The 21,040-nt window shown below is 59.9% G+C and carries 21 protein-coding genes; 12 read left to right on the top strand and 9 right to left on the bottom strand.

The features are described 5' to 3' along the window. Positions 1-105 precede the first annotated feature (105 nt). The 6 genes from hisB to KL786_RS11780 all read left to right on the top strand — a co-directional run bounded on the left by hisB (position 106) and on the right by KL786_RS11780 (position 3,973). Positions 106-699, top strand: a complete 594-nt coding sequence (gene hisB / locus KL786_RS11755; RefSeq protein ID WP_003218037.1) for an imidazoleglycerol-phosphate dehydratase HisB — start codon at positions 106-108, stop codon at positions 697-699. Further along, the gene (gene hisH / locus KL786_RS11760; RefSeq protein WP_215517697.1) at positions 699-1,337 is read left to right on the top strand and encodes an imidazole glycerol phosphate synthase subunit HisH; all 639 of its coding nucleotides are present in this window, start codon (positions 699-701) and stop codon (positions 1,335-1,337) included. Before hisB ends, hisH begins: the two co-directional genes overlap by 1 nt. Next, complete coding sequence (locus KL786_RS11765) at positions 1,337-1,594, top strand: DUF2164 domain-containing protein (RefSeq protein WP_029295898.1); 258 nt, start codon at positions 1,337-1,339, stop codon at positions 1,592-1,594. The genes hisH and KL786_RS11765 overlap by 1 nt, the downstream gene beginning before the upstream one ends. Positions 1,595-1,633: 39 nt before the next feature. Then, a complete protein-coding gene (hisA, locus tag KL786_RS11770) occupies positions 1,634-2,371 on the top strand; it encodes a 1-(5-phosphoribosyl)-5-[(5-phosphoribosylamino)methylideneamino]imidazole-4-carboxamide isomerase (protein ID WP_003187784.1) in 738 nt (245 codons plus the stop codon). 9 nt (positions 2,372-2,380) lie between these two features. Then, positions 2,381-3,151, top strand: a complete 771-nt coding sequence (gene hisF / locus KL786_RS11775) for an imidazole glycerol phosphate synthase subunit HisF (protein ID WP_003171107.1) — start codon at positions 2,381-2,383, stop codon at positions 3,149-3,151. A 66-nt stretch (positions 3,152-3,217) separates the two neighbouring features. Next, complete coding sequence (locus KL786_RS11780; protein WP_154843450.1) at positions 3,218-3,973, top strand: substrate-binding periplasmic protein; 756 nt, start codon at positions 3,218-3,220, stop codon at positions 3,971-3,973. 27 nt (positions 3,974-4,000) lie between these two features. On the opposite strand, the gene KL786_RS11785 is transcribed toward KL786_RS11780, so the two are convergent. From KL786_RS11785 to gpmI, 4 genes are all read right to left on the bottom strand, one after another. Continuing rightward, positions 4,001-4,774, bottom strand: coding sequence for a divergent polysaccharide deacetylase family protein (locus KL786_RS11785; protein ID WP_032862288.1), 774 nt, complete (start codon positions 4,772-4,774; stop codon positions 4,001-4,003). 1 nt (position 4,775) lies between these two features. After that, positions 4,776-6,083 (bottom strand): S41 family peptidase, encoded by a 1,308-nt coding sequence (locus tag KL786_RS11790; protein WP_215517698.1) that lies wholly within the window; start codon positions 6,081-6,083, stop codon positions 4,776-4,778. Positions 6,084-6,113: 30 nt separating this feature from the next. After that, positions 6,114-7,400, bottom strand: coding sequence for a murein hydrolase activator EnvC family protein (locus KL786_RS11795; protein WP_215517699.1), 1,287 nt, complete (start codon positions 7,398-7,400; stop codon positions 6,114-6,116). Positions 7,401-7,658: 258 nt separating this feature from the next. Then, positions 7,659-9,185 carry a 2,3-bisphosphoglycerate-independent phosphoglycerate mutase gene (gene gpmI / locus KL786_RS11800; protein WP_215517700.1) on the bottom strand — a complete coding sequence of 509 codons (1,527 nt, stop codon included), beginning with the start codon at positions 9,183-9,185 and terminating at the stop codon, positions 7,659-7,661. A gap of 151 nt (positions 9,186-9,336) precedes the next feature. On the opposite strand from gpmI, the gene KL786_RS11805 reads away from it, so the two are divergent. The 3 genes from KL786_RS11805 (at position 9,337) to secB (ending at position 10,558) form a co-directional block, all read left to right on the top strand. Continuing rightward, positions 9,337-9,750, top strand: coding sequence for a rhodanese-like domain-containing protein (locus KL786_RS11805; protein WP_032862282.1), 414 nt, complete (start codon positions 9,337-9,339; stop codon positions 9,748-9,750). 1 nt (position 9,751) lies between these two features. Further along, positions 9,752-10,006, top strand: coding sequence for a glutaredoxin 3 (gene grxC / locus KL786_RS11810; protein WP_215517701.1), 255 nt, complete (start codon positions 9,752-9,754; stop codon positions 10,004-10,006). Positions 10,007-10,069: 63 nt separating this feature from the next. Further along, a complete protein-coding gene (gene secB, locus KL786_RS11815) occupies positions 10,070-10,558 on the top strand; it encodes a protein-export chaperone SecB (RefSeq protein WP_215517702.1) in 489 nt (162 codons plus the stop codon). A gap of 172 nt (positions 10,559-10,730) precedes the next feature. On the opposite strand, the gene KL786_RS11820 is transcribed toward secB, so the two are convergent. Further along, complete coding sequence (locus KL786_RS11820; protein WP_032862277.1) at positions 10,731-11,186, bottom strand: tRNA (cytidine(34)-2'-O)-methyltransferase; 456 nt, start codon at positions 11,184-11,186, stop codon at positions 10,731-10,733. On the opposite strand from KL786_RS11820, the gene KL786_RS11825 reads away from it, so the two are divergent. Further along, positions 11,185-11,625 carry a hypothetical protein gene (locus tag KL786_RS11825; protein ID WP_032862276.1) on the top strand — a complete coding sequence of 147 codons (441 nt, stop codon included), beginning with the start codon at positions 11,185-11,187 and terminating at the stop codon, positions 11,623-11,625. The two genes, KL786_RS11820 and KL786_RS11825, sit on opposite strands and share 2 nt — an antisense overlap. Before the next feature lie 432 nt (positions 11,626-12,057). Here the strand turns inward: KL786_RS11825 and ntrC are convergent, their stop codons facing one another. From ntrC to glnA, 3 genes are all read right to left on the bottom strand, one after another. Beyond that, complete coding sequence (ntrC, locus tag KL786_RS11830; RefSeq protein ID WP_215517703.1) at positions 12,058-13,494, bottom strand: nitrogen regulation protein NR(I); 1,437 nt, start codon at positions 13,492-13,494, stop codon at positions 12,058-12,060. Continuing rightward, positions 13,491-14,576, bottom strand: coding sequence for a nitrogen regulation protein NR(II) (gene glnL, locus KL786_RS11835; RefSeq protein WP_215517704.1), 1,086 nt, complete (start codon positions 14,574-14,576; stop codon positions 13,491-13,493). The genes ntrC and glnL overlap by 4 nt, the downstream gene beginning before the upstream one ends. A gap of 460 nt (positions 14,577-15,036) precedes the next feature. Continuing rightward, entirely contained in the window at positions 15,037-16,443 is a 1,407-nt protein-coding gene (gene glnA, locus KL786_RS11840) for a glutamate--ammonia ligase (RefSeq protein ID WP_215517705.1), read from the bottom strand. A 333-nt stretch (positions 16,444-16,776) separates the two neighbouring features. On the opposite strand from glnA, the gene thiI reads away from it, so the two are divergent. Together thiI and typA are read left to right on the top strand one after the other, a co-directional pair. Beyond that, positions 16,777-18,231 carry a tRNA uracil 4-sulfurtransferase ThiI gene (gene thiI, locus KL786_RS11845; RefSeq protein WP_215517706.1) on the top strand — a complete coding sequence of 485 codons (1,455 nt, stop codon included), beginning with the start codon at positions 16,777-16,779 and terminating at the stop codon, positions 18,229-18,231. A 139-nt stretch (positions 18,232-18,370) separates the two neighbouring features. Next, a complete protein-coding gene (gene typA / locus KL786_RS11850; RefSeq protein WP_024072901.1) occupies positions 18,371-20,191 on the top strand; it encodes a translational GTPase TypA in 1,821 nt (606 codons plus the stop codon). 199 nt (positions 20,192-20,390) lie between these two features. Here the strand turns inward: typA and KL786_RS11855 are convergent, their stop codons facing one another. Then, complete coding sequence (locus KL786_RS11855) at positions 20,391-20,825, bottom strand: YkgJ family cysteine cluster protein (protein WP_032862271.1); 435 nt, start codon at positions 20,823-20,825, stop codon at positions 20,391-20,393. Positions 20,826-21,040 lie beyond the last annotated feature (215 nt).

The raw sequence follows: 21,040 nt of genomic DNA on the forward strand, positions 1-21,040 counted from the left end.
TATCCCCGACACGCCGTCAGTCTTATCCCCTCCAATGTTTCTGTTTAGCGCCCGCAGCCCCTATAATGGCCACCTTTTTCGCCCAATGATTTTGCGGAGCTGGTGATGGCCGAACGTAAGGCGTCCGTCGAGCGCGACACTCTGGAAACCCAGATCAAAGCCTCGATCAACCTGGATGGCACCGGAAAGGCCCGATTTGATATCGGTGTCCCTTTTCTTGAGCACATGCTGGATCAAATCGCCCGTCATGGGCTGATCGACCTGGATATCGTCAGCAAGGGCGACCTGCATATCGACGACCACCACACCGTGGAGGATGTCGGTATCACCCTCGGCCAGGCGTTTGCCAAGGCCATCGGCGACAAAAAAGGCATCCGCCGTTATGGCCACGCCTATGTCCCGCTGGACGAGGCGCTGTCGCGGGTGGTCATCGACTTCTCCGGCCGCCCAGGCTTGCAGATGCACGTGCCGTACACCCGCGCCACCGTGGGCGGCTTCGACGTGGACCTGTTCCAGGAATTTTTCCAGGGCTTCGTCAACCATGCGCTGGTCAGCCTGCATATCGACAACCTGCGTGGCACCAACACCCACCACCAGATCGAAACCGTGTTCAAGGCTTTCGGCCGCGCCCTGCGCATGGCTGTGGAGCTCGATGACCGCATGGCCGGGCAAATGCCTTCGACCAAGGGCGTCCTGTAATGCAGACGGTCGCGGTTATCGACTATGGCATGGGCAACCTGCATTCGGTGGCCAAGGCCCTCGAACACGTAGGTGCCGGCAAAGTGCTGATCACCAGCGATGCCAAGGTGATTCGCGAAGCCGACCGGGTGGTGTTTCCCGGCGTGGGCGCGATTCGTGACTGCATGGCTGAAATCCGCCGCCTGGGCTTTGACAGCCTGGTGCGTGAAGTCAGCCAGGACCGGCCGTTCCTCGGGATCTGCGTGGGCATGCAAGCCTTGCTCGATCGCAGTGAAGAAAACGGCGGCGTCGACTGCATCGGGCTGTTCCCGGGGGACGTGAAGTTCTTCGGCAAGGACCTGCATGAAGATGGCGAGCACCTGAAAGTCCCGCACATGGGCTGGAACGAAGTGCGCCGCACCGTCGACCACCCGTTGTGGCATGACATCCCGGACATGGCGCGTTTCTACTTCGTGCACAGCTACTACATCGCCGCCGGTAACCCGCGCCAGGTGGTGGGTGGCGGGCACTATGGCGTCGACTTCGCCGCCGCGCTGGCCGAAGGCTCGCGCTTTGCCGTGCAGTTCCATCCGGAGAAGAGCCATACCCATGGCCTGCAATTGCTGCAGAACTTCGCCAGCTGGGACGGGCGTTGGTAATGGCCAAGAAGATCAAGCCGCCGATCCTCAATCTCACTCCCCAGCAGGAGAGTGAGGCGACCGACAAGATCAAGCGTTTCATGGAAGACCGCTTCGAGCTCAGGCTCGGGTCGTTCGAGGTGGCGGAGATCCTCGAACTGTTTACCACTGAAATTGCTCCGCACTATTACAACAGGGCGATTTTCGATGTGCAGACGCACCTTAAAGAAAGGTTCGAAAGCATCGAAAGCGACTTGTGGGCGCTCGAAAAACCCTGATTCTTCGAGCAATGCTGAATATCGAATAAGGTTTGCCAGATGCTGATTATCCCCGCTATCGATCTCAAGGACGGCGCTTGCGTACGCCTGCGCCAGGGCCGCATGGAAGATTCCACGGTGTTCTCCGATGACCCGGTCAGCATGGCTGCCAAGTGGGTGGAGGGTGGCTGCCGCCGTCTGCATTTGGTGGATTTGAACGGCGCCTTCGAAGGCCAGCCGGTCAATGGCGAAGTGGTTACGGCCATCGCCAAGCGCTACCCGAACCTGCCGATCCAGATCGGCGGTGGCATCCGTTCCCTGGAAACCATCGAGCACTACGTCAAGGCGGGCGTGAGCTACGTGATCATCGGCACCAAGGCCGTGAAAGACCCGGCCTTCGTCGCCGAGGCCTGCCGCGCGTTCCCGGGCAAGGTGATCGTGGGCCTGGACGCCAAGGATGGTTTTGTCGCCACCGACGGCTGGGCTGAAATCAGCACCGTGCAGGTGATCGACCTGGCCAAGCAGTTCGAAGCCGACGGCGTGTCCGCCATCGTTTATACCGATATCGCCAAAGACGGCATGATGCAGGGCTGCAACGTACCCTTCACCGCTGCGCTGGCGGCCGCCACCAAGATCCCGGTAATCGCCTCCGGTGGTATCCACAACCTGGGCGACATCAAGTCGCTGCTGGACGCCAAGGCTCCTGGGATCATCGGCGCGATCACCGGCCGTGCGATCTATGAAGGCACCCTGGACGTCGCCGAGGCCCAGGCCTACTGCGATGCCTACAACGGCTGAGGACTGACCATGGCGCTGGCCAAACGCATCATCCCTTGCCTGGACGTCGACAACGGTCGGGTGGTCAAGGGCGTCAAGTTCGAGAACATCCGTGACGCCGGCGACCCGGTGGAAATTGCCCGTCGCTACGATGAGCAGGGTGCCGACGAGATTACCTTTCTCGACATCACTGCCAGCGTCGACGGCCGCGACACCACGCTGCATACCGTCGAGCGCATGGCCAGCCAGGTGTTTATCCCGCTGACCGTGGGTGGTGGCGTGCGCACCGTGCAAGACATCCGCAACCTGCTCAATGCCGGTGCGGACAAGGTCTCGATCAACACCGCCGCGGTGTTCAACCCCGAGTTTGTCGGCGAAGCCGCGCAGCACTTTGGCTCGCAATGCATCGTCGTCGCCATCGACGCCAAGAAGGTTTCCGGGCCGGGCGAAACCCCGCGCTGGGAGATCTTCACCCACGGCGGTCGCAAACCTACCGGGCTGGACGCAGTGGAGTGGGCGATGAAGATGGAAGGCCTGGGCGCTGGTGAAATCCTGCTGACCAGCATGGACCAGGACGGCATGAAAAACGGCTTCGACCTGGGCGTGACCCGCGCCATCAGCGATGCGCTGGGCATCCCGGTGATCGCTTCCGGTGGTGTCGGTAACCTGCAGCACCTGGCCGACGGCGTTATCGAAGGCCACGCCAGCGCGGTGCTGGCGGCGAGCATTTTCCACTTTGGCGAGTACACCGTGCCCGAGGCAAAGGCCTACATGGCGGCGCGCGGAATCGTCGTACGCTAAACGTCACTGGACACCATGACAGGCTCGCGGCACTCTGGGGCCTGCCATGGATTCCGGTAACCCTTGATGCTCAAAGACCTGCTTCTTGCCCTCGCCAGTTCCTCCATTTTATTGGCGGGTTCGGCCCATGCTGCCGAGCCGTCTGGTGATTCCCTGGTGTTGTTGACGGAAAACTTTCCGCCTTACAACATGGCGAAAAACGGCAAGAACTTCGCCAAAGATGAAAACATCGAAGGCATCGCCGCAGACATCGTGCGCGAAACCTGCAAGCTTGCCGGTATTTCCTACAACCTCACCCTGCGCTTCCCCTGGGAGCGAATCTACAAACTCGCCCTGGAAAAGCCCGGCTATGGGGTCTTCGTCATGGCCCGCCTGCCGGACCGTGAAGCGTTGTTCAAATGGGTCGGCCCGATTGGCCCGGATGACTGGGTATTGCTGGCCAAGGCCGACAGCCCCATTCAGTTGACCGACCTTGAGCACGCCCGTAGCTACAAGATCGGTGCCTATAAAGGCGACGCCATTGCCCAGACCCTGGAAAAACGCGGGCTCAAGCCGATTATCGTGCTGCGCGACCAGGACAATGCGCAAAAGCTCATGGAGGGGCAGATTGACCTCTGGGCCACCGGCGACCCTGCCGGGCGCTATCTGGCGCGCCAGGTCGGTGTTTCCGGGCTCAAGACGGTGCTGCGCTTCAACAGCGCCGAGCTTTATCTGGCGCTGAACAAGGAAGTGCCGGATGAGGTAGTGGCCAAGCTGCAGGCGGCGCTGGACCAGTTGCGTAAAGAGGGTGTCGTTGACGAGATCATGACGCGCTACCTGTAGGAGCGAGCAAGCTCGCTCCTACAGGTTTCAGCGGTAAATTCCGTCCTTGCCGTGCCCAGCCATGGCCCGGTTGCTGCGCACACTGATCATCAGCTTGATATCAATCCACTCGATGCCCTGTGCCTTGAGCTTGGGCAGTTCGCGCTCCAATACCGCGAGGGTCTGCGGATAAGGATGGCCGATCATCACGGCCGAGCCCTGTTTGTGGGCCAGCTTGATAGCGGTCTGCAACTGCGTGGTGATGGCCGCTTCGGTGCGTTCGTCATCGAGAAATACATCCCGCGAGACATGCGCCAGGTCAATCTTCTGCGCTTCAGCAGCGGCCACAGTCTTGGCGCTGGTGCGGCTGTCGACAAAGAACTTGTGGCGGCGTTGCAGTTCACCCATCAACCAGGCCATGGCCCCAGGCTCGGCGGTCATGCGGCTGCCCATATGATTGTTGATGCCTGCGGTGTAGGGCACAGCCTTGAACGCCGCGTCCAGGCGCTTGCCCAGTTCTTCGATGGGCAGCTCCGGGTGCCAGGCGAACGGGCCGGTAGCCGGGTCCATGGGCATGTGCAGGATCACGATCTTGCCGGCCTTGTGCGCCTCGCGGGCAAATTCGGCGGCGTGGGGGGTGTCAGGCATGATCGCTGTGGTCACCGGCCCGGGCAGGGCCAGCACGCGGCGGTCGCGGGGCAGGTTCTGCCCGAGGTCGTCGATGATCAGCGTCAGGTAAGCCTTGTGGGGCTGGTTGGCAGGGTTCGCCTGGGCGACCCCTGCCATGCAGCACAGCAAGGCGATGATCAGGGCAAAACGCATATCAACGGTTGCGCGTAATGCTCAGGCCCTTGAGCAGGCTCAGCGCCTGGGCCAGCTGGTAGTCATCGTCCTGGGGCATCGGCTTGGCTTTCGGGCCGCTGCCGGTCGGTTGGTCGGCACCGCCGTTGCCGTTGCCCAGGTGACCTTGCAGGTCGGCTTCCTTGAAGTACTCGTTGTCGGTCTCGTTGGTGATCTTGGCCCGACGAACTTCGATATCCGGGACGATGCCCTGGGCCTGGATCGAGCGACCGTTAGGCGTGTAGTACAACGCCGTGGTGATTTTCAGTGCGCGTTCGTTGTTCAGCGGCAGCACGGTCTGCACCGAGCCTTTGCCGAAGCTGGTGGTGCCCATCAGCACGCCGCGTTTCTGGTCTTGCAGGGCGCCGGCGACGATTTCCGAGGCCGAGGCGCTGCCACCGTTGATCAGCACCGCCAGTGGCACGTTTTCGCTCAGGTCCTTGCCGGTGGCCGAGAAGCGCAGTTCGGAGTTGGCGATACGACCCTTGGTGTAGACGATCAGACCCTTGGTGATGAAATGGTCGACCACTTCCACCGCCGATTGCAGTACGCCGCCCGGGTTGTTGCGCAGGTCCAGGACGATGCCGTTGAGCTTCTTGCCGTTGTCCTTGCGCAACTTGGCCAGGGCCTTGGCCACTTCGTCGCCGGTCTTGACCTGGAACTGGGTGATGCGGATGTAGCCGTAGCCGGATTCCAGCAACTGGCTCTTCACGCTCTTGACCGTGATGGTGGCGCGGGTCAGGGTCACGTCAAACGGGCTGCCGCCGTCGCGTACCAGGGTCAGGGTGATTTTCTGGCCGACCTTGCCGCGCATTTTGTCGACGGCTTCGGTCATGGTCTGGCCCCGGGTCGGCTGGCCGTTGATCTTCACGATCAAGTCGCCAGCCTGGATGCCGGCCTTGGACGCCGGGGTGTCGTCGATCGGCGACACCACCTTGATGATGCCGTCCTCGGCGCCGACTTCAATGCCCAGGCCGCCAAATTCGCCGCTGGTGCTTTCCTGCAGCTCGGCGAAATCTTCCGGGCCCAGGTAGGCAGAGTGCGGGTCAAGGTTGCTGAGCATGCCTTTGATGGCATTTTCCAGCAGAGTCTTGTCGTCGACGGGTTCGACATAGGCTGCCTTGATCCGGTCCATGACCTCGGCAAAGGTGCGCAATTCGTCCAGCGGCAGCGGCGCCTTGGTGGTCGCGGCCATGGCTGACGGAGCGGTCTGGTCGGCGAATGCCATAGGCGCGCCGATTATCAGGGCGATCGTCAGGGCCAGCGATGTGAGGCGGGACAAATGCAGCATGTCGAACGAACTCCTAATGTAGATGCGGCCCTATCCTTGGGCGCGACACCATTGTGCAGGGTCGCTTGGGCGGCCCTGCTGACGAATAGCGAAGTACAGCGCCGGGGTGTCCTGGCCGCCACTGTTACCGACAGTGGAGATGGATTCACCGGCTTTTACAACATCACCTGCGGCCTTGAGCAATGTCTGATTGTGGCCGTACAAGCTCAAATAGCCATTGCCGTGGTCAAGAATCACCAGCAAACCGGCGCCGCGCAGCCAATCGGCGAACACCACGCGCCCGCCGTGGACGGCATGTACCTGGCTGCCCGCGGAGGCGCTGATCATCACGCCGTCCCACTTGGTGCGGGTGTCATCGCCACGGGTTTCACCGAAGCGTGCCAGTAGTCGACCATCAACTGGCCATGGAAGTTTGCCTCGGGCAGTAGCAAAAGGCCCGCCAAACGATTCGCCGGCACTGGAAACCAGTGGGCCAGGTGCTGCGCGCGCGGGTTTGCGCGGGGCGTCGGTGGCGACCGCCTCGGCTTCACGCTGGCGCTTTTTTTCTGCTTCCTGCTGGGCGATCAGCGCTTTTTGCCGCGCTTGCTCGGCCTCGCGGGCCTGGCGGGCCAGGGTTTCCTCGATGGTTTTCAGCACTTTGGCCAGGTCGGCCTGGTCCTGCTGGCGCGCCTGCAGCTTGGCATCCCGGGCTTTTACGTCGCTGTTGAGCTTGGCGAGTGCCTGCTGGCGCTCCTTGCGCACCTTGTCCAGTTCGTCGCGCTGGGTGTCGAGGCTGCTTTTGTGGGCCAGCAGTTGGCTTTGCTGGTCAGCGATTTCCTGCTCGACGTTGGCCAACTGGCGCAAGGTCTCGTTGAAGTTCTTGAGTTGCTCCAGGCGCGCAGTGCTCAGGTAGTCGTAGTAGGTCAGGGTGCGGGCGAATTTTTCCGGGTTCTGCTGGTTGAGCAGCAGCTTGAGGTATTCCTGGCGGCCGTTCTGGTAGGCGGCACGGGCCTGGATCGCGATCAGGCGTTGCTGTTCAACGCGCGCGCTCTGGAGTTTTTTTTTCTCAGCGTCGAGTCGCTCCAGTTCCGACTCGCTTTTCTTTAGTTCTTTTTGCAGCTCCTGGACCTGCTTCTCCAGCTTGCCCATTTCGGTTTCCGTGCCGCGCAGGTCTTTCTGCACCCCGGATTTTTCTTCCTGGAGTTTGCCGAGGAGTTTTTTCAACTCGGTAATGTCCTGACGCGTAGCGTCCAACTGTTGTTGGGTTTGCGCGCGCTCGTCGGCAAAGGCCGGTTGGAGCAGGCAGACAAGAGCAAGGGTAATCAAGGCGCGAAGCATAGAGGCGGGCGACACCAGGGAAAGGGACGGCCTAGTATGCCCGGCCCACGCGGCAAAAAAAACGTCCAATTCGGGCTGGCGGGCAAGTTAGGCGCCCAGTGGCGCGGGTGTGGCTAAAAGCCATCTTCAAAAACACCACCTACCCATGTGGGAGCGGGCTTGCCCGCGATTGCGTTGTGTCAGCCATACAAATGTCGACTGATCCGCCGCTATCGCGGGCAAGCCCGCTCCCACATTGTTTGGTGGTGGGTTTGAAAATTAGACCAGGATCGACGTACCGGTCATTTCGACAGGCTTCTCGAGCCCCATCAGCATGAGCATGGTAGGCGCCACGTCTGCCAGCACGCCGCCTTCGCGTACCTTGAAGTCGCGCTTGCCGACATAAATGAATGGCACCGGCTCGGTGGTGTGGGCGGTATGGGCCTGGCCGGTGGATTCGTCGGACATCTGTTCGCAGTTGCCATGGTCGGCGGTGATAAGCGCTTCGCCGCCAACCTTCTCCAGGGCCTCGACGATACGGCCTACGCACAGGTCCAGGCATTCCACGGCCTTGATCGCCGCTTGCAGGTTGCCGCTGTGGCCGACCATGTCGCCGTTGGCGTAGTTGACCACGATTACGTCATAACGCTGGTTCTCAATGGCGTCGACGATCTTGTCGGTGACTTCCGGCGCGCTCATCTCTGGCTGCAGGTCGTAGGTGGCGACTTTCGGCGATGGGATCAGGATGCGCTCTTCGCCCGGGAACGGTTCTTCGCGCCCGCCGGAGAAGAAGAAGGTGACGTGGGCGTATTTCTCGGTTTCGGCAATGCGCAGTTGGGTCTTGCCGTTTTTCGCGAGGTAATCGCCCAGCACGTTTTCCAGGCTGCCCGGCGCGAAGGCCGACGGGGCCGGGATGCTGGCGGCGTATTGGGTCAGCATCACGAACTCGACTTTCGGCTGGCGCGCCCGTTCGAAGTCTTTGAAACCGTCATCGACGAACACATGGCTCAGCTCGCGGGCACGGTCGGCGCGAAAGTTCATGAACACCACGGCGTCGCCATCTTCGACTTTCACCGGCTCGCCGATGGTGGTGGCCTTGACGAACTCATCGCTCTCGCCACGGGCGTAGGCCGCTTCCAGGCCTTGCTGGGCGGTGGCGGCGTTGAATTCGGCGTTGCCGTCGACGATCAGGTTGTAGGCCTGGGCCACGCGGTCCCAGCGGTTGTCGCGGTCCATGGCGAAGTAGCGGCCGACCAGGCTGGCGATACGGCCCTTGCCGAGGGCGGCGAATGCGGCGTCCAGCAACTCGATGGACGATTGCGCGCTTTTGGGCGGAGTGTCGCGGCCATCGAGGAAGGCGTGCAGGTAGATTTTCTCGGCGCCGCGCTTGAAGGCCAGTTCGGCCATGGCTACCAGGTGGTCCTGGTGGCTGTGTACGCCACCGTCAGACAGCAGGCCCATGAAGTGCACGGCTTTGCCGGCGGCAACGGCTTTATCCACCGCAGCGCAGATGGTCGGGTTCTCGAAGAACTCGCCGTCGCGGATGGCTTTGGTCACGCGGGTGAAGTCCTGATACACCACTCGTCCGGCGCCCAGGTTCATATGGCCGACTTCGGAGTTGCCCATCTGCCCGTCCGGCAAGCCGACATCCATGCCGGAACCGGAGATCAATCCATTGGGCACCGTGGCGCACAGGCGGTCTAGAACGGGCTTGTTCGCCGCGAATACCGCGTTGTCGTGGGGGTTTTCACTGTGACCGAAGCCATCGAGAATCATCAGGACCAAAGGTTTAGGCGTGGTAGTCATAGATCCTCTCGCGGCGGTATTAAAGGAAGGCGATTGAAAAGTGAGTGGCAGTTTAAAGCGAAGTTCCGATGCCGTCACCGCTTTACGGGGGTTGGCCCCCCATGACGGCTGTGTATACTTACCGCCATTTTAACGCCCTGGAACCTCCTTGATGGTTGATCACCTGATTGCATTTGCTACCTCTCACTATCTGCTGGTCGGTGCCTTCGTCGTACTGCTGGCACTGCTGATTGCTCATGAAGTGAGCCGTGGCGGCCGTAGCCTCAGCACGGGCGAGCTGACCGCACTGGTCAACAAGGACCAGGCCGTAGTGGTTGACCTTCGCCCGGTTAAGGATTTTGCCGCCGGTCATATCGTTGGCGCGCTGAATATTCCCCAGGACAAGCTGATCGCCCGCATCGCCGAGCTGGAAAAGCACAAGGCCAAGACCATTATCCTGGTCGACGCCCAGGGCCAGCACTCCGGTGGGCATGCCCGCGAACTGATGAAAAGCGGTTTCACTGCCGCCAAGCTGTCCGGTGGTATCTCCAGCTGGCGTGCCGATAACCTGCCGTTGGTGAAGTGATATGAGCCAGGTTGTCGTTTATTCCAGCGATTATTGCCCCTATTGCATGCGAGCCAAGCAGTTGCTCCAGAGCAAACAGGTTGCCTTCGACGAGATCAAGGTCGATGGCAAGCCCCAGGTGCGTGCCGAGATGGCCCAGAAGGCGGGGCGCACTTCCGTGCCGCAGATCTGGATCGGCAGCAGGCATATCGGTGGATGCGACGACCTGTTCGCCCTGGAGCGCGCCGGTAAACTGGATGCGCTGCTTCACGTCTGACTCCAAAAACCTAGTCTGACTCCAAAAACCTAAAAGACCCCAAGATCAAGAAGGATCTGCGAGATGACTGACCAACCGAACACCGAAGCGGCAGCAGCAGAAGAGGCTCAAGGCCCACAGTTTTCCCTGCAGCGTATCTACGTGCGTGACTTGTCGTTCGAGGCCCCTAAAAGCCCGGCGATCTTCCGCCAGGAGTGGACTCCAAGCGTTGGCCTGGACCTGAACACCCGTCAAAAGCAACTGGAAGGCGACTTCCACGAAGTCGTGCTGACCCTGTCGGTCACCGTGAAGAACGGTGAAGAAGTGGCGTTCATCGCTGAAGTGCAACAGGCCGGTATCTTCCTGATCCAGGGCCTGGACGATGCGTCCATGAGCCACACCCTGGGCGCGTTCTGCCCGAACATCCTGTTCCCGTATGCCCGCGAGACCCTGGACAGCCTGGTCACCCGTGGTTCGTTCCCGGCGCTGATGCTGGCCCCGGTGAACTTCGATGCCCTGTACGCGCAAGAGCTGCAGCGCATGCAACAGGAAGGCGCGCCGACGGTTCAGTAAGCCTTCGATGCATAAAAAAGCGCCATCACAGGCGCTTTTTTTATGCACTGCTAACGCCTGTAGGCGCGAGCTTGCTCGCGAAAAGCGTCAACGATGACGCAGCGCTATCAGGTAGCCCGCGTCGCCTGTTGGTTTTTCGCGAGCAAGCTCGCTCCTACAGGGAGAAGGGGTGTTACTTGAAACCGAGCTGGCGCCAGCCTTCGTAGACGGCAACGGCCACGGTGTTGGACAGGTTCAGGCTGCGGCAGCCCTCGCGCATCGGCAAACGCAGGCGCTGGCCGTCGGGCAGGGCGTCGAGTACCTCTGCCGGCAAGCCACGGCTTTCCGGGCCGAACAGGAAGGCGTCCCCCTCGGCAAAGCTGGCATCATGAAACGGCCGCGAACCTTTGGTGGTGAACGCAAACAGCCGTGGATGGCCCAGGCTTTCCAGGCAACTGGCAAGGTCGGCGTGGCGTTGCAGGGTGGCGTATTCGTGATAGTCCAGGCCCGCGCGACGCAGGCGCTTGTCGTCCATCTCGAAGCCCAGCGGCTCGATCAAATGCAGGTGGCAGCCACTGTTGGCGCACAGCCTGATAACGTTGCCGGTATTCGGCGGAATTTCTGGTTGAAAAAGGATGACGTGAAACATGCACGGCTCCGAAGGTAAAGATGCAGCGCATTCTACCCCTGAAGATGATCCCAGGCCGCAGCTATTGCCCAGAGTCTTGGGCTCACTGGCGATTGTCGGCCTGATGGTGGGCCTGATGATCGGTCGCCTGACCACCCCGGACCCGGTTGAGCTGCTCCAGGTGGAGCCTGCAACCGATGGCCTGGTGGTGTGGTTCAACAGCGAGCCCAAGCTGCACGGCGAACATATCGACGGCACCGTAGCGCTGCTGTTCGACGCGCTGGGTACGGCCCAGGCGGGACAATTGAAGGTCAATGACAAGGATGTGAACTGGCGGGTGCGCAAGGCTGACAAAGGGTTGCTGCTGAACCTGGTGGCGGCGCGGCCGTTGCGCGGGGAATGGTCGGGCAAGGCGGTCGATGACCGCTGGCGGCTGGAGATCCATCTCCTGGAGCAATAAAAGAGGGAGTTCCCGGCCTGCCTGTACCAGGGCTCCCAAAACGGTGTGACGCTCGAATTAAAGAGGGGATTCTCGGCCTGCCTGTACCAAGGTCCCCGAAACTGGGTAGTACAAGGGTTATTGCAGGGTGCGTGCCAGAGTTGGCTGAGGGTGCAAAAAATCTTATCCAGAAAGCGAAAAGCCCCGGTTTACGGGGCTTTTGTGTTTTCGGCGATCAGGATTTTTTTGAAAACGACCCTGGGTTTGTGCGCGATGCCGGTTCGCGGTGCGTTGAAGCGGTGCACGATCCCGCGACAGGATGAAGATCAAAATGTGGGAGCGGGCTTGCTCGCGAATGCGGTGGATCAGTTGGAAATGTATCAACTGACACTCCGCATTCGCGAGCAAGCCCGCTCCCACAGGGGGGATCTTCAGTGGCCTGGAGGGCTGTGCTCAGCCCTCTTCACCCTCGTCATCATCCCCGCCATCAACCTTCATCCCCAACTCCTTGATCTTGCGGGTCAAGGTGTTGCGGCCCCAGCCCAGCAGCACGGCGGCGTCACGCCGGCGGCCAGCAGTGTGCTTGAGGGCGGTCTCGATCATGATCCGCTCAAAGGTCGGCACGGCGCTGTCCAGCAGGCTCGACTGGCCGCGAGCCAAAGCCTGGTCGGCCCATTGGCGCAGGGCTTGCTCCCAGTTGGTCACGGGCGCCGAATCCTGTGGCAGGCTCAACAACTCGGGTGGCAGGTCGCTGATATGCACTTCGCGCCCGGACGCCATCACCGTGATCCAGCGGCAGGTGTTTTCCAGCTGGCGCACGTTGCCTGGCCACGGCAGGTTTTTCAGGTATTCCTCGGTTTCCGCCTTCAACAGCTTGGGTTCCACCGCCAGCTCCTGGGCGGCGCGGCTGAGGAAGTGGCGGGCCAGGGTCGGGATGTCTTCGCGGCGGTCCGACATCCGTGGAATATGGATGCGGATCACGTTGAGGCGGTGGAACAAGTCTTCCCGGAACTTCCCGGCGTGTACCAGGGTTTCCAGGTTCTGGTGGGTCGCGGCGATGATCCGCACATCGACCTTGACCGGCGTGTGGCCGCCCACGCGGTAGAACTCACCGTCGGCCAGCACCCGCAGCAGCCGGGTCTGGGTATCGGCCGGCATATCGCCGATTTCATCCAGAAACAGTGTGCCGCCATCTGCCTGTTCAAAACGGCCGCGACGCAGGTTGGCCGCGCCGGTAAACGCGCCTTTTTCATGGCCGAACAGCTCGGACTCCATCAGGTCCTTGGGAATTGCCGCCATGTTCAGCGCGATGAACGGCGAGGCGGCCCGTGGGCTGTGACGGTGCAGGGCATGGGCGACCAGCTCTTTACCGGTGCCGGACTCACCGTTGATCAGCACGGTGATGTTGGAGTGGCTCAAGCGCCCGATGGCGCGAAACACTTCCTGCATTGCCGGCGCTTCGCCGATGATCTCCGGGGTGCGGGTCAGTGTGGGCACTACGGCCTGGCCCTGCTGTTCCTGGGCGTGCTGGTTGGCGCGCTTGACCAGCGCCACCGCTTCATCGACATCGAATGGCTTGGGCAGGTATTCGAAGGCGCCCCCCTGATAGGACGCGACAGCGCTATCGAGGTCCGAGTGCGCGGTCATGATAATCACCGGCAAGCGCGGATGCTGCTCGCGGATCCGCGCCAGCAAGTCCAGGCCACTGGCGCCGGGCATGCGGATATCGGAGATGATCACATCGGGCTGCTGGCGTGCCAGGCGGCTCATCACCCCGTCAGCGCTGTCGAAGCTCTGGGTGGTCATGCCTTCCTGTTGCAAGGCTTTCTCCAGGACCCAGCGGATGGAACGGTCGTCATCGACGATCCAGACAGTTTCACTACGGCTCATGTCGATGGGGCTCCTTGTTCCAGTGGCAGAAAGATCGAAAAGGTCGTGTGGCCGGGATGGCTGTCACATTCGATCAAGCCCTGGTGCTGGCTGATGATGTTCTGGGTAATGGCCAGGCCTAGCCCGGTACCGTCCGGGCGGCCGCTGACCATCGGGAAGAAAATGGTTTCCTGCAGTTCGGCCGGGATGCCCGGGCCGTTGTCGATGATCTCGACCTTGGTCACCAGGCGATGGCGCACGTGGCCGATGGTGAACTGGCGCAGGGCGCGGGTGCGCAGGCTGATGCGGCCCAGGCGCAGCTCGTTCTGGCTGCTGATGGCCTGCATGGCGTTGCGCACGATATTGAGTACCGCCTGGATCATCTGCTCGCGGTCGATCAACACGTCGGGAATGCTCGGGTCATAGTCGCGCACCAGGGTGATGCAGCCCTGGCTTTCGGCCTCCACCAACTGGCAGACGCGCTCCAGCACTTCATGCACATTGGTCATCGCCAGCGACGGCAGCTTGTTGGAGCCGAGCATGCGGTCCACCAGGTTACGCAGGCGGTCGGCTTCCTCGATGATGACGTTGGTGTAGTCCTTGAGGTTCTCGTCCGGCAGCTCGCGGGCCAGCAACTGTGCGGCTCCACGAATCCCGCCCAGCGGGTTCTTGATCTCGTGGGCCAGGCCGCGTACCAGCATCTTGCTGGTTTCTTGCTTGGACAGTTGCGCCTCTTCCTTGGTGATCCGCAGCAGGCGATCACGGGGGTGGACTTCCAACAGCAGCAGGGTCGCACCTTTGCTCAGGATCGGCGTGACCGCGTAATCAACGGTCAGGGTCTGGCCGGTGAGGGCGGTGAGCATCGCTTCGCGCTTGGTGAACGGGTGGGCTTGCTCCACGGCCTGGCGCAGCGAACTCAAGGCCTCGGCGGACTCGGTGAACAGCTCGCTGATAAATTGTCCATGGCTGCGCTGACCGCTGATGGCCAGCAGCATCTCTGCCGCGGGGTTCATGTACTCAAGGCGCAATTGGTCATTGAGCAGGATGGTCGCGGTGGTCAGGTTGTCGAGTAGCAAGCGGTGCAGTGCGTCGCTGATGGTCATTAGGACCTCTTTTGGAGCAAGGCGCGGGCTTGAGGCTCACGCTGATACCAGGAAAATGCAAAAACCAAACCAAGGCTCCGAAAAGAAGCGTAAATCCCCTGAAATAAGGGCTTGGGGCGCGAAACTATGGCGCTTTGCCAGCCTGATCGGGAGATTTCGACCCAAAATGGGTTGACCAGTGGGCGTGGGTGCAACCTATCGCACCAATATAGTGCGAATCACTGCATTCTGTTCATCGATCAAATATTTCCTGAAAGCACCCAATCAAACTGTAGGCGCTGGCTTGCCTGCGATAGCGGTGTATCTGTCACATCACGACTGACTGAACCACCGCTATCGCAGGTAGCCAGCTCCCACAGTTTTGATGGGGTGTGCAAAGGTGGATCGTCATTATTCCAGGCAAAAAAAGACCTCCCGAAGGAGGCCTTTTTTTCACGCCACGTTGAGCAGCGCTACCGGATCAGCAGCTGTAGTACAGCTCGTATTCCAGTGGGTGTACGAAGGTGCGGACCTTGATTTCTTCTTCGCTTTTCAGGGCGATGTAGGCATCGATAAAGTCGTCGCTGAACACGCCGCCTTTGGTCAGGAACGCACGGCCCTTGTCCAGCTCTTCCAGGGCTTCTTTCAGGCTGCCGCACACTTGTGGGATTTCCTTGGCCTCTTCAGGCGGCAGGTCGTACAAGTTCTTGTCGGCGGCGTCGCCTGGGTGGATCTTGTTCTGGATGCCGTCCAGGCCAGCCATCAGCAGTGCAGCGAAGCCCAGGTACGGGTTGGCTGCTGGATCCGGGAAGCGGGCTTCGATACGGCGAGCACGCGGGCTGGACACGTAAGGAATACGGATCGAAGCGGAACGGTTACGAGCCGAGTAGGCCAGCATTACCGGTGCTTCGAAACCTGGGACCAGACGCTTGTAGGAGTTGGTCGACGGGTTGGTGAAGCCGTTCAGGGCCTTACCGTGCTTGATGATACCGCCGATGAAGTACAGGGCGGTGTCCGACAGGCCGGCATAACCTTCGCCAGCGAAGGTGTTCTTGCCATCTTTGGCGATGGACAAGTGAACGTGCATACCCGAACCGTTATCGCCGTACAGAGGCTTAGGCATGAAGGTAGCGGTACGGCCGTAGGCAACGGCAGTGTTGTGTACGCAGTACTTCAGGGTCTGGACTTCGTCAGCCTTGGCTACCAGGGTGTTGAACTTCACACCGATTTCGTTCTGGCCGGCAGTGGCCACTTCGTGGTGGTGCACTTCGATGACCAGGCCCATGTCTTCCATGGCGTTGCACATGGAGGTACGGATTTCGTGGTCGTGGTCGAATGGCGGAACTGGGAAGTAGCCACCTTTGATGCCTGGACGGTGGCCATGGTTGCCGCCTTCCACGTCCTGGTCGGACATCCACGAACCTTGTTCGGAGTAGATCTTGAACATGGAGCCGGAGATGTCGGACTTGAATTTAACCTGGTCGAAGATGAAGAACTCTGGCTCCGGGCCCACGAATACAGTGTCACCGATACCGGTCGACTTCAGGTACTCCTCGGCACGCTTGGCGATCGCACGTGGGTCGCGGTCGTAGCCTTGCATGGTCGAAGGCTCGATCACGTCGCAGACGATGATCAGGGTCGCCTCTTCGGTGAACGGGTCGAGGACAGCAGTGGAGTCGTCCGGCATCAGGATCATGTCGGAGGCTTCGATGCCTTTCCAGCCAGCAATGGAGGAGCCGTCGAACATTTTGCCTTCTTCGAAGAAGGCGTCATCCAGCGCGTCGCGAGCCGGCATGGTCACGTGGTGCTGAGTGCCTTTGGTGTCCGTGAAGCGCAGATCAATCCATTTAACGTCATGATCTTTGATGAGTTGAACCGACTTCGACATAGTGTCCTCCGGGTGGCTTCGGGCTTGGGTAGTGGAGTAGCCCTTAGAATGTGGGTGATGCCGGCGCGGATAGTCCGCCATGGCAACCTGCCTCACAAGAGAGCAAATTGCATGCCAGTGCCCCGACATGGGTTTTTTGCCTCAAAATCGCCCCTATAAAGGTGCAAACCGTCAAAACGGCAAAAATAGCGCACTGCAATGTAGCGCAATCCCCCGCAAATGCACCTGTTTGGTGCGCTGCATGCCGTTTGTATATTAACTGGTTAAACCTTGAGCTATTTCCGCTATAATCCGCGCCCCCCTTTTTCGGCTGGCCCTGTGCGCGCTGTTTCCATGAAATTAATCGTTAAAGTCTTCCCCGAGATCACCATCAAGAGCCGACCGGTACGGATGCGTTTCATCCGTCAATTGGCCAAGAATATCCGCGCCGTGCTCCGTGACCTGGACCCGGCTGTGGTGGTGAATGGTGTGTGGGACAATCTCGAACTGGAAACCCGCGTTACCGACCCTAAAGCCTTGAAAGATATGACCGAGCGCCTGAGCTGCATGCCGGGCATCGCGCATTTCCTGCAGATTGACGAGTACCCGCTGGGCGATTTCGACGACATCACCGAGAAGTGCAAGCAGCACTACGGCGCCCAGCTGGCAGGCAAGATCTTTTCCGTGCGTTGCAAGCGTGGCGGCAAGCACCCGTTCAGCTCCATGGACGTCGAAAAATACGTCGGCAGCAAGCTGCGTCGTGAGTGCGGCGCCGCTGGAATTTCGCTCAAAGAGCCGCAAATCGAAGTTCGCATCGAAATTCGCGACCAACGGTTGTATGTGATCCACAGCCAGCACAACAGCATCGGCGGCTACCCGCTGGGCGCGCTGGAGCAGACCCTAGTATTGATGTCCGGTGGTTTCGACTCCACCGTGGCGGCCTACCAGATCATGCGCCGCGGCCTGATGAGCCACTTCTGCTTCTTTAACCTGGGCGGGCGTGCACATGAATTGGGCGTGATGGAAGTCGCGCACTATATCTGGAAGAAGTACGGCAGCTCCCAACGTGTGCTGTTTGTCAGCGTACCGTTCGAGGAAGTCCTGGGAGAAATTCTCGGAAAAGTCGATAACGGTCATATGGGCGTCGTATTGAAGCGTATGATGTTGCGCGCAGCGTCGAAAATCGCCGACCGCCTGCAAATCGAAGCGCTGGTGACCGGCGAGGCGATTTCCCAGGTCTCCAGCCAGACCCTGCCGAACCTGTCCGTGATCGACTGCGTGACCGACAAGCTGGTATTGCGCCCGCTGATCGCCAGCCACAAGCAGGACATCATCGACCTGGCCAACGAAATCGGCACCGCAGATTTCGCCAAGCACATGCCAGAGTACTGCGGGGTCATCTCGGTGAACCCCAAGACCCATGCCAAGCGCTACCGCGTGGAGCATGAAGAGAAAGAATTCGACATGGCGATTCTGGAGCGAGCGCTCGAGAACGCCAAACTGGTGCCGATTGATCGTGTAATCGATGAACTGGGCCAGGATGTGCAGATCGAAGAAGTCAGCGAGGCCCTGGCCGGCCAGATCGTCATCGACATCCGTCACCCGGATGCCGCTGAGGATGAGCCGCTGGAAATCGCTGGCATCGACGTGCAAACGCTGCCGTTCTATGCACTGAACGCGCGTTTCAAGGAACTGGATAACAGCCGTCAGTACCTGCTGTATTGCGACAAAGGCGTGATGAGTCGCCTGCATGCCCACCATTTGCTCAGTGAGGGGCATGCCAATGTGCGCGTTTATCGACCGAGCTAAGAGCCCGGGGCTGTTTGCCTGTGGCCTGCGTCACCGGCCCCCCGACTCTGCCGTCAAGCTGTAACGGCAAGGCCTGACTCTACTGTTAATCGCTGCCACGACCTGTCAGCACACCGAATCCTCTGATCGAGATACACAAGTGATCGAAAATCTACGTAACATCGCCATCATTGCCCACGTTGACCATGGTAAAACCACCCTGGTAGACAAACTCCTGCGTCAATCCGGCACCCTGGAGCGCAACGAGCTCAACGACGAGCGCGTGATGGACTCCAACGACCAGGAAAAAGAGCGCGGTATTACCATCCTGGCGAAAAACACCGCCATCAACTGGAACGGCTACCACATCAACATCGTGGACACCCCGGGCCACGCCGACTTCGGCGGCGAAGTTGAACGTGTGATGTCGATGGTTGACTCCGTTCTGCTGCTGGTTGACGCTCAAGACGGCCCTATGCCGCAAACCCGTTTCGTGACCAAGAAGGCTTTCGAAGCCGGCCTGCGTCCGATCGTGTGCATCAACAAGGTTGACCGTCCAGGCGCGCGTCCGGACTGGGTTCTGGACCAGATCTTCGACCTGTTCGACAACCTGGGTGCTACCGAAGAACAACTTGATTTCCAAGTGATCTACGCTTCGGCCCTGAACGGTATTGCCGGTCTGGAACACACCGCCATGGCGGAAGACATGACCCCGCTGTACCAGGCGATCGTTGACCACGTGCCACCACCGAAAGTTGACCGTGACGGTCCGTTCCAGATGCAAATCTCGGCACTGGACTACAACAGCTTCCTGGGTGTTATCGGCGTTGGCCGTATCGCTCGTGGTAGCGTCAAGCCGAACACCCCGGTTGTGGCTATCGGCGCCGACGGCAAGAAGCGCAACGGTCGTATCCTCAAGCTGATGGGTCACCACGGCCTGCACCGTATCGACGTTGAAGAAGCTTTCGCCGGCGACATCGTTTGCGTGAGCGGTATGGACTCGCTGTTCATCTCCGACACCCTGTGCCAGCCGGACACTGTCGAGGCGATGAAGCCTCTGACCGTTGACGAGCCAACCGTTTCCATGACCTTCCAGGTAAACGACTCGCCATTCTGCGGTAAAGAAGGCAAGTTCGTGACTTCCCGTAACATCAAGGAACGTCTGGACAAAGAGCTGCTGTACAACGTTGCACTGCGCGTTGAAGAAGGCGACTCGGCTGACAAGTTCAAGGTTTCCGGCCGTGGTGAGCTGCACCTCTCGGTACTGATCGAAACCATGCGTCGCGAAGGCTTCGAAATGGGCGTTGGTCGTCCAGAAGTGATCATCCGTACCGTTGACGGCGTGAAGCAGGAACCGTTCGAGAACGTCACCATCGACACCCCGGAAGAATCCCAGGGCAAGGTCATGGAAGAGATGGGCCTGCGTAAGGGCGACCTGACCAACATGGTGCCGGATGGCAAAGGCCGTGTGCGTCTGGAATACAACATCCCTGCTCGTGGTCTGATCGGTTTCCGTAACCAGTTCCTGACCCTGACCAACGGTGCTGGCATCCTGACCTCGATCTTCGATCGCTACGACACCATGAAGTCCGGCGACATGTCCGGCCGTCAGAACGGTGTTCTGGTATCGGTAGAAACCGGCAAGGCACTGACCTACTCCCTGGAAACCCTCCAGGCGCGTGGCAAGCTGTTCGTTGAACACGGTCAAGAGATCTACAACGGCCAGATCGTTGGTTTGAACAGCCGTGACAACGACATGGGCGTCAACCCAACCAAAGGCAAGAAGCTCGACAACATGCGTGCTTCGGGTAAAGACGAAACCATCGCCCTGGTTCCACCTGTTCGCTTCACCCTGGAACAGGCCCTGGAATTCATCCAGGACGACGAGCTGTGCGAAGTGACGCCGAAGTCCATCCGTCTTCGTAAGAAGATCCTGGACGAAGGCGAGCGTACCCGCGCTGCCAAAAAGGCCAAGAACTGATACTTAGTTCTAGCTGAATAAAAACGCCCCCGGTCGAAAGGCCGGGGGCGTTTTTTTATGCCTGCAGTTTTTGTGGTGTCTGGCCTGGCCTCATCGCGGGCAAGCCCGGCTCCCACATTGACCGAGTTTATTCAGGATGAACGCGATCAACTGTGGGAGCTGGCTTGCCTGCGATGGCGATCTGTCAGGCAACAAACATTTAGAACTTGTCGAGCGTACGCAACTTAGTCTCGCGCACCACTTCCTTGGGCTTGTACGCGCAATACCCCGGCCGTGGCCCGATCTTCGGGTGGTTACGGCAGGTATCCGGGCGCTTGTCATAAATAGTGCAGAAGCGCGTCTTACGATCCAGGTACAGGCAGTCGTTGTTGCTCATGCGCTGCAGGGTAAAGATCTCGGATTTGGAGTTGAAACGCTCGACGATGCCTTCCTTCTGCAAACGCTTGGCGATGTTCTTCGGCGGGTCACCGCGCTCGAATTCGTCGACGATGCCAATGCGGATCAAATCCTTGATCTTCACCTCAACCGGCAGGGTGCAGCAGTTGGACGTGCAGCCGCCGCACATGTGGCTGGAGTATTTCTGCCACGTTTCGAGACGGTCGAGTTCCGCGGCGGCGATTAGTTGAGGCTTCATCAGGTTTCCAAGAGGGGCTTTGTCCGGGCGCGCGATCATACCGGGATTGGTGATTTTTTGAACAATATTTTGCGGGTTTCGGCTCAAAGGCTGATTCGCTGCCTGAGTTGGGCACGGCCCCTGCATCTAATTCCTGCGCCAGGCAATCAGTGAAAAAACTGCCGAACCGTCAGCCATGCCGTTTGTCAGACCGTCTAGGCTCTAGGATTTCCCTT

The organism is Pseudomonas sp. TAE6080, assembly GCF_018732265.1.
Classification (GTDB): Bacteria; Pseudomonadota; Gammaproteobacteria; order Pseudomonadales; family Pseudomonadaceae; genus Aquipseudomonas; species Aquipseudomonas brenneri.

Bases quoted from the DNA above. Each gene is read 5' to 3' on its own strand.
- hisB (WP_003218037.1), top strand. From the start codon at position 106: ATGGCCGAACGTAAGGCGTCCGTCGAGCGCGACACTCTGGAAACCCAG.
- hisH (WP_215517697.1), top strand. From the start codon at position 699: ATGCAGACGGTCGCGGTTATCGACTATGGCATGGGCAACCTGCATTCG.
- KL786_RS11765 (WP_029295898.1), top strand. From the start codon at position 1,337: ATGGCCAAGAAGATCAAGCCGCCGATCCTCAATCTCACTCCCCAGCAG.
- hisA (WP_003187784.1), top strand. From the start codon at position 1,634: ATGCTGATTATCCCCGCTATCGATCTCAAGGACGGCGCTTGCGTACGC.
- hisF (WP_003171107.1), top strand. From the start codon at position 2,381: ATGGCGCTGGCCAAACGCATCATCCCTTGCCTGGACGTCGACAACGGT.
- KL786_RS11780 (WP_154843450.1), top strand. From the start codon at position 3,218: ATGCTCAAAGACCTGCTTCTTGCCCTCGCCAGTTCCTCCATTTTATTG.
- KL786_RS11785 (WP_032862288.1), bottom strand. From the start codon at position 4,774: ATGCGTTTTGCCCTGATCATCGCCTTGCTGTGCTGCATGGCAGGGGTC.
- KL786_RS11790 (WP_215517698.1), bottom strand. From the start codon at position 6,083: ATGCTGCATTTGTCCCGCCTCACATCGCTGGCCCTGACGATCGCCCTG.
- KL786_RS11795 (WP_215517699.1), bottom strand. From the start codon at position 7,400: ATGCTTCGCGCCTTGATTACCCTTGCTCTTGTCTGCCTGCTCCAACCG.
- gpmI (WP_215517700.1), bottom strand. From the start codon at position 9,185: ATGACTACCACGCCTAAACCTTTGGTCCTGATGATTCTCGATGGCTTC.
- KL786_RS11805 (WP_032862282.1), top strand. From the start codon at position 9,337: ATGGTTGATCACCTGATTGCATTTGCTACCTCTCACTATCTGCTGGTC.
- grxC (WP_215517701.1), top strand. From the start codon at position 9,752: ATGAGCCAGGTTGTCGTTTATTCCAGCGATTATTGCCCCTATTGCATG.
- secB (WP_215517702.1), top strand. From the start codon at position 10,070: ATGACTGACCAACCGAACACCGAAGCGGCAGCAGCAGAAGAGGCTCAA.
- KL786_RS11825 (WP_032862276.1), top strand. From the start codon at position 11,185: ATGCACGGCTCCGAAGGTAAAGATGCAGCGCATTCTACCCCTGAAGAT.
- KL786_RS11820 (WP_032862277.1), bottom strand. From the start codon at position 11,186: ATGTTTCACGTCATCCTTTTTCAACCAGAAATTCCGCCGAATACCGGC.
- ntrC (WP_215517703.1), bottom strand. From the start codon at position 13,494: ATGAGCCGTAGTGAAACTGTCTGGATCGTCGATGACGACCGTTCCATC.
- glnL (WP_215517704.1), bottom strand. From the start codon at position 14,576: ATGACCATCAGCGACGCACTGCACCGCTTGCTACTCGACAACCTGACC.
- glnA (WP_215517705.1), bottom strand. From the start codon at position 16,443: ATGTCGAAGTCGGTTCAACTCATCAAAGATCATGACGTTAAATGGATT.
- thiI (WP_215517706.1), top strand. From the start codon at position 16,777: ATGAAATTAATCGTTAAAGTCTTCCCCGAGATCACCATCAAGAGCCGA.
- KL786_RS11855 (WP_032862271.1), bottom strand. From the start codon at position 20,825: ATGAAGCCTCAACTAATCGCCGCCGCGGAACTCGACCGTCTCGAAACG.